Source organism: Acidobacteriota bacterium, from assembly GCA_016196065.1.
In the GTDB taxonomy this organism is placed as follows: domain Bacteria; phylum Acidobacteriota; class Terriglobia; order Terriglobales; family Acidobacteriaceae; genus Acidiflorens.
Genome location: JACPYL010000010.1, coordinates 1,926,358 through 1,939,440, shown reverse-complemented (window position 1 = coordinate 1,939,440; position 13,083 = coordinate 1,926,358). Strand labels below are relative to the sequence as shown.

The following is a 13,083-nucleotide window of genomic DNA, read 5'->3' as shown; positions in this document are numbered from 1 at the left end:
AGAAACGGCACTACGATGAAAGCGCTGGTCTATCACGGTCCCGGCAAGCGTGCATGGGAGGACAAGCCGCGCCCCACCATCCAGGATTCGGGCGATGCCATCGTGCGGATTACCACTTCGACAATTTGCGGAACCGATCTTCACATTCTGAAGGGAGATCTCCCAGTGGTGACCGATGGACGCATTCTTGGGCACGAAGGCATCGGTGTAATTGAACAAGTCGGACCCGGGGTCACAGACTTTCACGTTGGAGACAAAGTCATCATCTCGTGCGTCACTGCCTGCCTGAAATGCGACTTCTGCAGACGGGGCATGTATTCCCATTGTCGGCACGGCGGCTGGATTCTGGGCTACACCACAGACGGAACTCACGCCGAATACGTGCGCATCCCCTACGCCGATGGGAGTCTCTACAACTTTCCCGCCGACGGCGATGAAGAAGCCATGGTAATGGTAAGCGATATTTTGCCAACTGGTTTTGAGTGCGGTGTTCTGAACGGGCAAGTGAAACCCGGGGACACGGTTGCCATCGTGGGCGCCGGGCCTGTCGGGATCGCCGTTCTGCTGACGGCGCAATTTTATTCACCGGCAGCGATCTTTATGATCGACTTGGACGAAAACCGCCTAGCGGTCGCCAAGAAGCTGGGCGCAACCACTCTGATCAACAGCACGGATGGGCGCGCCGCCCATCGCGTGATGGAACTAACGCAGGGGGCCGGCGTCGACGTAGCCATTGAGGCGGTCGGAGTTCCTGCTACCTTCGATATCTGCCAGGCCATCGTTGCGGCCGGCGGGCGCATCGCGAACGTGGGCGTGCACGGCAAGCCAGTGGAACTGCACATGGAAAAACTCTGGGACCGTAACATTTCGCTCACCACACGGTTGGTGGACACGATCACGATACCGATGCTGCTGAAGGTCGTGGAGTCGGGCAAGCTGCAGCCCAGCAAGCTCGTGACTCATCGCTTCGCGATGAACGACATCATGAAAGCGTACGACACGTTTGGAAACGCAGCAAAAGAAAATGCCCTCAAGGTTGTTCTCACGAATGGGCCTCGTGGCTGAGACACGATCTAACCGAAAGGCTGCCATGGGCGATGGTTGCGAGGAATGAATGGGGATCGAAACCGCTCCCCTTCCTGGCCGCAATACTTGGATTTATGGCACTACCCTCTGTTTGGGTTGGCGGGTCGATTGGGTTTGGGCGTGCGATTTTTCTTCTGCCTGGAGAACCGTTGGATTGGCGCGCAGGAGACATAGGCACCCCCGTCTGCCTGAACAACGACACGTCTATTTTACCGTTTTCCTGGACAGCGTAAACATCCGAAAACCACAGCCCGCCATGCGCTGGACGGTTCTAAATCAGGGAGAGCCCGCATTGGGGCTGATGGCTCATGACATGAGCCATTCCGCACAGTATTGCTAAAGCGAGTGAGTGAATCTATTGGTGTCGCAAAAGGGTCGCTTGCCCGCCAAACCTGACGGCCTACCTACCCTCTTGAGGCAGGGCCGTCCCAAGACATGGGCTCGACGTGATAGCGGCGCTCGGCAACACGGACCAGTTCGGCATCGACAACGTCAGCAGCAAAATCTGGGTCCTGTCTTCAAATATTCCTTATCGAACTTCTACATCGGCGATCACCGGCTCCGTGAGCGACGATGCAGGCTTGGCTCTGTTCCGGATGAGTTGAAACGAGCCGTGGTTGCTGCAGTAGCGCTGATCTGGTCTTTATCAGCAATCGATTTGAGAACACCAAGGAGATGAAGCAATGACAAAACTGCTGTTCGTATCGATTCTCGCACTATCCCTACTGGGCTTTTACGGTTCACCACTGCAAGCCCAGAACGCCATGCCAAGTTCCGGCATGGATATGAAGAACATGAAAACGCAGATGGAGCAGCTGCGTGCGCAGATGGAACAGATGCAGACTCTGATGAAGGACAACATGGCGAAAATGGCTGCCGCTGATGCCGCCATGAAGAGCCACATGGAAACGGAACAAGCCAGCATGAAGGGGCAGATGGAACTGCAGCAGGCGATGCTTGACCAGTTGCAAGCCATGACGGATCACATGCAGACGATGACCGACCACATGGCCATGATGCCGGAGCCAATGGACATGCACAAGAAAAGCGGGGCGACGAAGAAGAAAGACAAAGGGATGGTGGACGATCAGAAGAAATGAGTCTGACAGTGTCCCGTATTCTCAAACAGCAATTCCGGAGGCGGTTCTGTGCACGGATATGGTATGGACGGGTGGAACATGAGTTGGATGTGGATGTTCGGGGTGGTGCTGATCATCGCTCTGGCCCTGATATTCCGGGCACGCAAGTGAAATCTGTGTGCTCCACATGTAACGTTTAGAAGCAGATGCGGCAGGTGAAAGAAGGGACACTATGATCTACCAGAAATCATCGAAGCACTCGCCACAGGAAGTTGAGCAAAGTCTCCACGAAGCCGCGCAGCGTCATAAATTTGGCGTTCTTCACGTTTTGGATCTTAAGAAGACTCTGCATGACAAGGGGATTGATCTGGCCAACGAAGTTCGAATCTACGATGTCTGCAACCCGCTGGCAGCATCGCAGGCCCTGCACCAGGACATGGCCACGGCGACGGTTCTGCCGTGCCGGATAGCAGTCTACAGCAATGCCGACGGCAGTACGATTGCCACGGTGAAACCGACGGATATTTTCGCTGCAACCGGCCTTCGGCATGCGGATACTCTGGCGCAGGACGTCGAACGAGAACTTCTCGCCATTATTGACGAAGCGGCAGCGTGAAAAAGTGGGGACCACCGCCCGAGGATTCTTTCGAAGAAGGTTCTCCCTTGGAGGGTCGCACCCTGCAGCTTCAGTCGCGACGCAACTGCGCGTTCGCGGCTAGAATTTAACGACGCGAGTCTGGCCATGAAACATCATGCGGAGGAGTTCGTGCCGGATCTAAGACAAGGATGCACGACAGGAAAACCCGGGGACGATACGGCGCCAGCCGATGCTCTGGTTCTCTTCGGAGCAATGGGAGACCTAGCCCATAAGAAGATCTTCCCCGCTCTTTATCATATGGTCCGGCATGGTCATCTGGATGTGCCCGTGATTGGCATAGCCAGGTCGGGGCGGACGGAAAAAGATCTCCAAGAGCGCGTGCGCGACAGCATCCAGCAGCAAGATGACAACATCGATCAGCAAGCTCTGGCTAAGCTGTTGAACTTGCTTCGCTATGTCAGCGGCGATTATGGGGAACCTGCGACCTTCGACCTATTGAAGAAAACGCTTGGCTCAGCCAGCCGCCCTGCACATTATCTGGCGATTCCACCGAGTCTTTTTACAAGTGTTGTCAAGTCTCTCGCAAAGTCGAACTGCATCAACAAAAATGCACGAGTCATTGTCGAGAAGCCCTTTGGACACGATCTTGCCTCGGCCCAGCAGTTGAATGCCGCACTTCATGCGGTGCTTCCGGAATCAAGAATCTTTCGTATCGACCACTACCTCGGTAAAGAGGCCGTTCTCAATCTTCTTTTCTTTCGCTTCGCCAATAGCTTCCTCGAACCGATTTGGAATCGGAATTACATCGAGAGTGTGCAGATCACAATGGCGGAGAAGTTTGGCATTGAGGGTCGGGGTAAGTTTTACGATGACACCGGCGCGGTCCGCGATGTAGTAGAAAACCACATGCTTCAGGTCGTAGCGTTTCTGGCCATGGAGGCCCCCACCGGGTTACATTGCGATGCGATCCGCGATGAACAGGCCAAAATATTCCGCACAATTCCACCGCTGGACCCAAAGCATCTGGTCCGAGGGCAGTTCAAGGGCTACACAAAAGAAAAAGGAGTCGGATCTGATTCCACGGTGGAGACGTTTGCCGCTGTGCGTCTGGAAATTCAGTCATGGCGCTGGTCGGGCGTGCCATTTCTGATTCGAGCCGGAAAGTGCCTCCCGGTTACCACCACCGAAGTGCTGGTCAAACTCAGGAAACCTCCGCTCGATAATTTGGCCGGCGAATCAAGTAATCATTTCCGCTTCCGTCTCGGTCCCGGTGAGCTTTCGATCAACCTCAGCGCCCGCGTGAAGCGTCCCGGCGAAGAACTGGTTTCCATGCCCGCGCAACTTTCGGCCGTCGAGGAACACACCGCCGACGAAGTTGATGCCTATGAGCGTCTTCTAGGAGACGCCATGCGTGGAGATGCGATGCTGTTCGTTCGGGAAGACGCGGTGGAAGCGGCTTGGGCCATTGTTGAGCCTATCCTCGCGAATGCCACAACTTTGCATCCATACGAGCCAGACTCGTGGGGACCTCCTGAGGCGGATCGTTTGGCTGTAGATGTGGGCGGCTGGCATAATCCCGAGGAATACAAAGAAAGCACAGTCCATGTCCCGAACCCAACGTAGGACCAATGCTACGTCCGATCACGGACCACGTTGGCTCCGACCAGCAGCCGACCAGTCCGCCAACCGTCCCAGCGTGCCAAAGTAATCAGCCACACATTTCTGAATGGCCTTGGTTGTGAGGTTGTGCGCAAGATCAAAGCCTGCCCTGGGGCTCAAGCGATCTCCACGTCGTTGCTATGAAATCAGGCACAATCCCGAGAGGCAACCGCCAAGCGGGCGCAACGGACCGGCCTATTTGCCACAGTGCGCAGACACCATCTTCATGCTGCTTACCTTCATCATGCCCATCATCGGCATTTTGTCGTCGGGTTTCATGGAATCCCCGGACATACTTTCCATCATGCCAGTCACTTTGACCTTGTGCCCCACATGCGGTTTCAGATCTTCTGAGCTCATCAGTTGAACACCGTCCGGATGCTCCTGGTTCGTCATCATGTACTTGCCGTCTTTTTCCGCGATGCAACCCGTCATGGACATCTTCTTACCAGACATTTGGTCTTTCTTCATCGAAGAATCATGGGACATGTCTGTTTGTGCCATCACTGACATCGAACTAGCCAGCACCAGCATAAGCATCAACTTCATTGAAGTATTCAAGTGTTTTCTCCCTTTTGTTTTGACTACTGCTGTTGATTGAGAGGCCTGCTTTTGATCTTTGTGCAGGCCTAGTTGGATTAGAAGTTACTGACTCTACGCAACCAGAATTCGATCTCGATTTCTCATCGAACTACATACAGGCGGGCAAAACCGAAGAATACCGTGTGAACATTCGGGTCGTCTGGTCAAAACCGCTCATTTCACAATCTTGCTTGTGACGTCCTCTCCCCGCCACCTAATCGAACGCGTCGGCTGCCTCAAACGACATCGTGTCCCGTTACGGCATCGCGCGCGATGGCCGGCGGCAATCCAGCCTCCTTAGGAAACCCTCCAAGATCTCTGAATCTGAGATGGAGATAGATGAGAAGACTCAAGATAGCCGCGAAGAAGCACCAAATCGAGACCAAGGCCATCACATGAACGAGGTACGCTGCGATGAATGACAACAACGCCAACACTCCAAACAGTTTCACGTATCCATGACTCGAGAAGAAACAACTGACGCACGTCGCCGCTAGGTAGAGCACCATCACGGGAATCAAGTAGAAATGTGGCGAAGCGTAGACGATATGCCTGCCCACGACTTCAGCGACTACCGGGCGGGTCACGATGAAATAGAGCAGGTAGAGGCCAACGGCGACCCCCGCGGCTTCGAACGCGAAGATTGCTTGCTTACGCCAGCGTACCGATTCCAGGATGCCCATAGCGAACGGCACGTACATCGGCCACAGTACGTGCGAGAATCCTGAATACAGATACGTCATCGCTTGCTTGAGCAGCGGCGCGTCATGGTGGAATGTCAGCCAGATGACGCCTTCGGTCAACTGCTGGAGCCCGAACAGCAACGGAATCATCGCGAAGGGTATCTCAGTTGTCCTCTGCGTTTTCTTGATGGCCGCTATGCCGACCGCGGAAAGTGAAGCACCGGCGATGAAACTAGCCGAGGCCGAAAAACACATTGGACACGATCCTTTCGTCGCACGTACGAGCGTCCATCCTACATCCAAGAAGCTGCAGGCGAGACGATAGCTGGGCCATGCGGCAGACGTTGGAACTCCATGGGAGAAGATCAATCGAGCAGAGCGTGCGAATTTGAACAGTGGGAACGTTAAGATTCCTGCGATTGTCTTGAACAGTGAGCAATTCTGAACAGTAACTCCATTTGTTGGAGCAGTATTGTGAAGGCTGTTCTGAGGCGGGGACAGCCCTTTAGGGGGCAGCCATGGGCTAGTGTCGGCGATCTGGCGACGTCCGGACCCTCACGCCCGCTTCAGTGTTTCCTATTTAGGCAAAGCGGACCGCCGCCTCAACTTGGCACACGGGTCGCGGAGGAACGCTGTGACCCTACACGAGCCCGCGATTTGGACCTACGCCTACCTCAGCCTGAGCATAGCCTTGTCCTTAGTGTGGGCTACATTGCACGTACTCCGTCACGACCTCAACGCCAGTATGTTGCGAGTAAGCGCCTGTACGGCATTGTTGGGGCTAACTGAGCCAATATTTGTCCCACGCTACTGGAATCCATTCACTATTCTGAATCTTGCACGCCGGACCGGTTTTGATCTGGAAAGTCTGCTGTTTTCATTTTCCATCGGCGGCATCGTGTTCGCCGCATACGAGCTCCTGTTTCACGTTAAACCCGTCGAAGTCATCGCGGCGGAGCACGAAAAAGGACGCCACCGACAGCACACTCTTGCCGTCCTTTCGGCACCGCTGCTGTTCGGAATACTCAGCGCCACGACACGATTGAATCCCATCTACTCGTCGGCAATCGCGCTCATTGTCGGATTCTTTGCCACCCTGTATTGCCGTCGAGATCTATGGTTGAAGATGATCGTCAGCGGCGTCCTCTTCTTCGGGGTCTACTTCTTAGTATTCGCTTTATTCAACGTTGTTTTTCGAGGATACGTCGAGGCGGTGTGGAACCTGAAAGCAATCTCAGGTGTTCGAGTGATCGGCGTACCCCTGGAAGAGCTGATGTTCGGTTTCACTTTCGGCCTGTATTGGTCGAGCGTTTACGAGCACCTGACATGGCACCGCCAGGGCGCGCTCTCGGCGGGGATGGTCAAACTCGAACGATCGCCTATATAGAAGGCCGGGAATCTGTCTCACAGGACACCCAGATGCGCGGACTCCTGGTCAGCAGAGCCCGAAATGTGACCGTGAGTAAGCAATGAATGGAGAAAGGATGTCTATGGGGCGACATGGGAGCTCTGGAACACATGAGGCTCGTGAAGTGACAGTCGGTAACTGTAACTTAAGAAGCGGCAAAACAATTGCAAAAACACGGGCTTACTCAATAGCGTTGGTTTGTTTGATCATGTTCGCCGCGTGGGGGCTTCCAGCCTACAGCCAACAAATGCCACAAAACACCACCGCCGCGGCACCAGGGAAGAACCAGGATAACCAGACCGACAAGGTGGGCATGGAGGAGGAAGAGGTGGCTCACCCATTCTTCACACACATGGGAGTGCCGGAAGGGGTGGGCGTCTACAATCTTCGGCTTGCTGGCCTAGCGACTCGCACCGACGGCCATACCGACGGCGATTTCGCTTTCCACTTCGAAACAGGATTGACGAAGTTCATCGGCCTTCACGTAAGAAATGACAGGTTCCTTACCAATACACGCACGGAAGCCATGTTCCAGTTTGCCGCGGTCAGGAGCAAGAACGGGATGAGCGGGTTTTCACCGCTGATCGAGTTTGAATTTCCGACGCGATCAGGCGGCGGTAAACGTATCAACACGCTTGTCGGCTTCTCGACGGCGCTCGCAAATTCACGGGTATCTTTTAATCAGGTGCTACATTACAACCCCCGAGAAGACATGGTCGACGGCAGCGCATCGTTCGTCTTCAAAGCCGGCTCCCGCTTTTACCCTGTGATGGAAGTTCTAACAGAGGCAGCGCGCGGCGAGCGACCCATCATAAGCCTGCTGCTCGGGTTGAAGGTGCGCGTGAACAAGTTCATGATGCTTGGCGTTGCTTTTCAAGTACCGACAACCACACGCAAGGACTTTTCCTCGCAAATGGTGTTTCAACCGGACATTGAATGGAGACGAGCGCGATGAAGTCGGGACCGGCTACAGCTTTCAAAGTTGCGACCTAAGAGGAGATGCAGCAATGGCGACACATACTGATGCTGTCTGCGGCGAGAAGATCGATGATCAAATGGCCACGTTACAAGCCACCTACCAGGGGGATCGTTGCTACTTCTGCTCCGAGGGCTGCAAAACGGTGTTTGATAAACACTCGTAGTAATGCGCGAGCTAAAACGCAGGAAGTTGAATCTCGTATGGCAGCGGTTTGCAGGCAGAGAAACCGGAACAGCATTTGTCGGAGTTGGTGAGGCTCGAATGAACCGACAAGCGAGCTCGCCCAAGGTGAGAAACATTGTCCAAATCGACTGTTCGGACAGAAGGAACATCAATGGAGAAAGCAAGTGGTATCGCCCTAGTTTCAGGATCCAATGGAACGATTGGCTCAGCCGTAATGCGGCGTTTCGTCGGTCGCTTTGACAGCATCGTCGGCTTCGACCTCAAGGCACCGAAAATACCAAGCCCCGGATGTGTAGGTATACCCGTCGAAATCACATCGGACGAGAGCGTGCAGGAAGGGCTCCGCACCGTGCGTGAACACCACGGAGATCACATCGCCTCGGTAATTCATCTCGCTGCGTACTACGACTTCCTCGGCGAGCCGAGCACGAAATACGACGAGATCACGGTGAATGGTACTGGACGCCTGCTGCGCGGACTGCGAGATCTCGGCTTCAAAGTCGAGCAGTTTGTGTTCTCGAGCACCATGCTCGTGCATCGCCCGGCTGAGCCGGGACAGTTCATCAATGAAGAATGGCCGCTGGGGCCAACATGGGCGTACCCGGAGTCGAAGGTTCGCACCGAGAAGCTCATCCATGAGAAGCGCGGAGAGATTCCTGCGGCGCTGTTGCGCATCGCCGGTGTATACGGCGATCGCTGTCATTCCATCCCACTGGCGCACCAGATTCAGCGGATTTACGAGCGCCAGTTGACCAGTCACGTTTACTCCGGCAGCACTTCGCACGGACAGTCCTTTATGCATATGGACGATTTAGTGGATGCCATCGATCTGGTGGTCGAGCACCGAGCCACGTTGCCGCCCGAACTGCCGATACTGCTGGGCGAACCGGAGCCCCTGAGCTACGACGAAATTCAGCATACGCTGGCGCGCCTGATCCATGGCGAAGACTGGGAGACACTCGAAGTTCCCGGCCCGCTTGCGCCGCTGGCAAAAGCGGGGGCCTGGGTGATGGAGAAACTACCTGGGGCCGATCCGTTCATTAAACCGTGGATGATTGACCGTGCGAACGACCACTACGCGCTTGACATCACGCGCGCCCGCACGCTGCTCGGCTGGGAGCCGAAGCGTTCGCTGCGCGAGACGCTGCCGAAGATGATCGCGGCACTCAAAGCAGACCCACTCGGCTGGTACCGCGAGAACAAACTGGAACCATCATCCGAAATGCAAGAGCAAGCTGCAACGCTGGTAAAGGGGTGAGTCTCATGTCGCCTGCCCACGCGCATCCAGAAGTCCACGAGCCACCCGCGCATCCCGGCTCAATGCCGGGCGGCGAGGCCACGCAGATGCACATGCAGAGTGCCCAGCCTGCGGCGGCCGGCGCGCAGATGGAGCATATGGCACCAACTTGGCCTCACTTTGCCAACATGGTTGTGGGACTGTGGCTGACCACGAGTATCTTCGCGCTCGGATACCGCAGTACGGCGCTCCAGGCGAGTGATGCGGTGAGCGGTGTGCTGATCATCATTCTGAGCATCCTCTCGCTGTCGCATCGCCCGTGGCTCAAGCTCTGGGCGCCGTGGACGAGCTCGCTCGTCGGCCTCTGGCTGCTCTTCGCACCGCTTGTCTTTTGGGCGCCGACGTCTGCGGTCTACTCCAACGACACGCTGGTCGGCGCGCTGGTGATCGTCTTTGCGATTCTGGTAGCGATGCCGGGGATGCGTATGGTGCCCGGTCCGGACGTGCCGCGCGGTTGGTCGTACAACCCATCGAGTTGGCCACAGCGCGCGCCGATTATCGTGCTCGCGCTCGTCGGGTTCTTCCTGTCGCGGCAAATGACTTCGTTCGAACTTCACTACATCACGTCGTTCCGCGACCCGTTCTTCGGACACGGGACGATGAGCGTCCTTACATCCGCCGTGTCGAGCGCCTTTCCAATCCCCGATGCCGGACTTGGGGCAGTCGCCTACATGGTCGAATTCCTCATGGGCTTCATGGGTGACAAGACCCGGTGGCGCACGATGCCGTGGATGGTTACGTTCTTCGGGATCCTCGTCGTGCCGCTGGGCGTTGTCAGCATCACGCTCATCATCCTGCAGCCGCTTGCCGTCGGGGCATGGTGCACACCTTGTCTCATCGCCGCCGCCGCGATGCTCATCATGATTTCGCTCACGCTCGACGAAGTTGCGGCAATGCTGCAATTCCTCGTCCAATCGCACCGGGAAGGTCAGTCGCTCTGGAAAGTATTCTGGTCGGGAGGCGCGCTGCGCGAGACACGTGAAGCTGGCACGATTACAGTCCATCCCGACGTGATGCATCCCATGGCAATGTTCTGGGGAGTGTCGCTACCGTGGAACTTACTCATCGGCGCGTCGCTGGGGCTGTGGCTGATGTTTGCGCCCTCCACACTTGGCAGTACTGGGAAGGCTGCCCACAGCGACCACCTTGTCGGCGCTCTTATCCTGACCGTCGCCGTAATCGCGCTCGCCGAAGTGGGTCGTGCCGCGCGCTTTGTCAACGTGCTTTTTGGCGCATGGATAATCGCTGCCCCGTGGCTACTGGCCGGTGCCACGACTGCCGCGACATGGAACGACATGGTTGCCGGTACCCTGGTGATACTGCTTAGTTTCCCACGCGGTCCCGTCATCGAGCGATACGGCAGCTTTGAAGGATACATACGATGATTCCCGATCCGCCCGCTGCGCCCAAGGTGCCTTTCAAGAAAACGGCAGCGGTGATAAGAGCCCGTCGCGCGAGAGTTTCATCGCCGCTGCCGGCTTCAAGTCTTAGCGAGGAGGGGCGGGACGACAAACCGGAGGGAGAAAAGTCATGGCATGGGTTACGGCAAACTGGTTCTGGGTGTTGATCTTCATCGCCTTTATCGCGATGCACATGTTCGGGCACGGTGGGCATAGTCGCCATAGTGGAGATAATCGTCAACGAAGCGAGGATGAAAAAGACGAAGCGCAAGGTCGCGTCGTGAACACGAGTTCAGGCGGGCATCAGCACTGATTGCGAGCGGACGTACGAAGTTAAGCGAATGACGAAAAGTAAAAATGAAACGTCTGATTGTTTTCGACCTCGATGGCACGCTTGCCGAAAGCAAATCGTCTCTTGATGTCGAAATGTCCGTCCTGCCGCATGACCTTCTCGGGATCGTCAAAGTGGCCGTGTTTCCTGGTGAAAACGACTATCCGGCTAGAGAAACAGGCGTTGTCTCCATCCAGGTGAGAGATCCCAATGAGACGAAACGGATTATCGAAACGATTACCGCTTGTTTGGCAGATCGCGACTGGGAAGGCGTGACCTTGTGAAAGGGATTTGATGAGTGAACTCACGCTGCAGCGCCTGGGAATAGTGATGGAGCCGGAGCCGGGCAATCCGATGGAGGTGGAAGGCGTGTTGAATCCGGCATCGGCGCGTGGTCGCGATGGGCAGCTCTATCTCTTTCCCCGGTGGGTGGCGCGGGGCAATTACTCGCGGATTGGCATCGCGCGCGTGCGCTTCAACGAGGCCGGTGATCCGGTGGGAGTCGAGCGACTCGGTATCGCGCTGGAGCCAGAAGCTGATTACGAATTACGGGCCGATGGCGGAGGTTGCGAGGATCCGCGCATCACTTTCATCGAGCCGCTCCAGCGGTATGTGATGACCTACACGGCGTTTTCATCACGGGGACCACGTATTGCGCTGGCCGTCTCGGAAGATCTGTTTCACTGGGAACGGTTGGGGCTGGTGACCTTCCAGCCGTATGAGGGTGTGGATTTCAACGATGTCGCCAACAAAGATGCATCGTTCTTTCCCGTCGCCATCCCCGATCCAGACGGACAACCTGCCATGGCGCTCATCCATCGTCCGCTCTTCCCAGGCACCGGGCCGGACGAAAAACTTCATAGCCGCGGTCCTCGCGTGGTGGATATCCTTCTGGAGAGCATCTGGATATCCTATAACTCTCTGATCAAGGAATGCTGCGAGAATCAGCTCTGTCGTCACCTCTGCCATTTCGATTCGCACCACCGGCTGGCCGCTCCTGTGTCGCCCTGGGAGCGGCTCAAGATCGGCGGTGGCACGCCGCCTGTCCTGACCCGGCACGGCTGGCTAATCTTTTACCATGGCGTGAGCGAAATGGCGGCGCCAAACAACGAACGCCAGTTGCGATACTCGGGAGGGGTGATGGTGCTCTCGGAGAAACATCCGAGCTTTATCCGTTATCGTTCCCCGGAGCCAGTGTTAACACCTGAGTTACCGCAGGAGCGACAAGGGACCATCGCCAACGTGGTGTTTCCCACCGCCATCGACCGGCGCGACGATATCGACTCACCCAATCGCTTCGACATTTATTACGGTATGGCGGACAACCGGATCGGTGTGGCACGGCTTGACCTGCCGGAACGCCTGCCCCCAGGAATACTCGCCGACCCTCCGGAAGCTAAGGTCTATGCGAAGCCCGGATGAGAGGGAAACGACTGTCGCCCGCGAGAAGCACGAACAACCGCGAAGCGGAAGGGAGTAAGAGCAATGCTGAATGTCAAAATCGTGAGCTGGTCACTGGGAATCTTTACCGCTATCAGCTTCGTCCTGTGCGTCATCTACGGATTGATCGTGCCGCCGAGCTTACACATGGCTCAATGCCTCGAAATGGTTCTACCTGCTTTCAAGTGGCTGACCTTCGGGGGCTTCTGCTTGGGGTTGATTGAGAGCTTTCTCTACGGCGTATATGCCGGACTTGTGTTCGTCCCCATCTATAACCTGCTCACCCGCCGGTGGGGTCTGCCGGCAAAGCAGTAGTCACACCTCGGCCCGCCCACATTTTTACTTGGCGCGTGCCTAG

General features: G+C 56.1%; 14 protein-coding genes and 1 pseudogene. 13 read left to right on the top strand and 2 right to left on the bottom strand.

Annotated features, from left to right (window positions below; genetic code table 11):
* Positions 1 to 15 precede the first annotated feature (15 nt).
* The 4 genes from HY010_11595 to zwf all read left to right on the top strand — a co-directional run bounded on the left by HY010_11595 (position 16) and on the right by zwf (position 4,386).
* Entirely contained in the window at positions 16 to 1,065 is a 1,050-nt protein-coding gene (locus tag HY010_11595; protein MBI3476367.1) for a zinc-dependent alcohol dehydrogenase family protein, read from the top strand.
* A gap of 704 nt (positions 1,066 to 1,769) precedes the next feature.
* Entirely contained in the window at positions 1,770 to 2,186 is a 417-nt protein-coding gene (locus HY010_11590) for a hypothetical protein (protein ID MBI3476366.1), read from the top strand.
* A gap of 211 nt (positions 2,187 to 2,397) precedes the next feature.
* Positions 2,398 to 2,781 (top strand): DUF302 domain-containing protein, encoded by a 384-nt coding sequence (locus HY010_11585; GenBank protein MBI3476365.1) that lies wholly within the window; start codon positions 2,398 to 2,400, stop codon positions 2,779 to 2,781.
* 126 nt (positions 2,782 to 2,907) lie between these two features.
* Positions 2,908 to 4,386, top strand: a complete 1,479-nt coding sequence (gene zwf / locus HY010_11580) for a glucose-6-phosphate dehydrogenase (protein ID MBI3476364.1) — start codon at positions 2,908 to 2,910, stop codon at positions 4,384 to 4,386.
* Positions 4,387 to 4,617: 231 nt separating this feature from the next.
* On the opposite strand, the gene HY010_11575 is transcribed toward zwf, so the two are convergent.
* Together HY010_11575 and HY010_11570 are read right to left on the bottom strand one after the other, a co-directional pair.
* Positions 4,618 to 4,971 (bottom strand): hypothetical protein, encoded by a 354-nt coding sequence (locus tag HY010_11575; protein MBI3476363.1) that lies wholly within the window; start codon positions 4,969 to 4,971, stop codon positions 4,618 to 4,620.
* A 371-nt stretch (positions 4,972 to 5,342) separates the two neighbouring features.
* Positions 5,343 to 5,942, bottom strand: a pseudogene (locus HY010_11570) (hypothetical protein).
* A 490-nt stretch (positions 5,943 to 6,432) separates the two neighbouring features.
* Here HY010_11570 and HY010_11565 point away from each other — a divergent pair.
* From HY010_11565 to HY010_11525, 9 genes are all read left to right on the top strand, one after another.
* Positions 6,433 to 7,074, top strand: coding sequence for a hypothetical protein (locus HY010_11565; GenBank protein MBI3476362.1), 642 nt, complete (start codon positions 6,433 to 6,435; stop codon positions 7,072 to 7,074).
* 145 nt (positions 7,075 to 7,219) lie between these two features.
* Positions 7,220 to 8,050 (top strand): hypothetical protein, encoded by an 831-nt coding sequence (locus tag HY010_11560; GenBank protein ID MBI3476361.1) that lies wholly within the window; start codon positions 7,220 to 7,222, stop codon positions 8,048 to 8,050.
* Between the two features lie 52 nt (positions 8,051 to 8,102).
* The gene (locus HY010_11555; GenBank protein MBI3476360.1) at positions 8,103 to 8,237 is read left to right on the top strand and encodes a YHS domain-containing protein; all 135 of its coding nucleotides are present in this window, start codon (positions 8,103 to 8,105) and stop codon (positions 8,235 to 8,237) included.
* 171 nt (positions 8,238 to 8,408) lie between these two features.
* Positions 8,409 to 9,515: an NAD(P)-dependent oxidoreductase gene (locus HY010_11550; protein MBI3476359.1), complete on the top strand. Its 1,107-nt coding sequence runs from the start codon at positions 8,409 to 8,411 to the stop codon at positions 9,513 to 9,515.
* A 128-nt stretch (positions 9,516 to 9,643) separates the two neighbouring features.
* Positions 9,644 to 10,939 carry a vitamin K epoxide reductase family protein gene (locus tag HY010_11545; GenBank protein MBI3476358.1) on the top strand — a complete coding sequence of 432 codons (1,296 nt, stop codon included), beginning with the start codon at positions 9,644 to 9,646 and terminating at the stop codon, positions 10,937 to 10,939.
* Positions 10,940 to 11,084: 145 nt separating this feature from the next.
* On the top strand, positions 11,085 to 11,267 hold the full coding sequence (locus tag HY010_11540) for a DUF2933 domain-containing protein (GenBank protein MBI3476357.1): 183 nt from the start codon (positions 11,085 to 11,087) through the stop codon (positions 11,265 to 11,267).
* A gap of 44 nt (positions 11,268 to 11,311) precedes the next feature.
* Complete coding sequence (locus HY010_11535) at positions 11,312 to 11,569, top strand: hypothetical protein (GenBank protein MBI3476356.1); 258 nt, start codon at positions 11,312 to 11,314, stop codon at positions 11,567 to 11,569.
* Between the two features lie 10 nt (positions 11,570 to 11,579).
* Complete coding sequence (locus tag HY010_11530) at positions 11,580 to 12,707, top strand: glycosidase (GenBank protein MBI3476355.1); 1,128 nt, start codon at positions 11,580 to 11,582, stop codon at positions 12,705 to 12,707.
* 63 nt (positions 12,708 to 12,770) lie between these two features.
* The gene (locus tag HY010_11525) at positions 12,771 to 13,040 is read left to right on the top strand and encodes a hypothetical protein (GenBank protein ID MBI3476354.1); all 270 of its coding nucleotides are present in this window, start codon (positions 12,771 to 12,773) and stop codon (positions 13,038 to 13,040) included.
* The last annotated feature ends 43 nt before the right edge of the window (positions 13,041 to 13,083 follow it).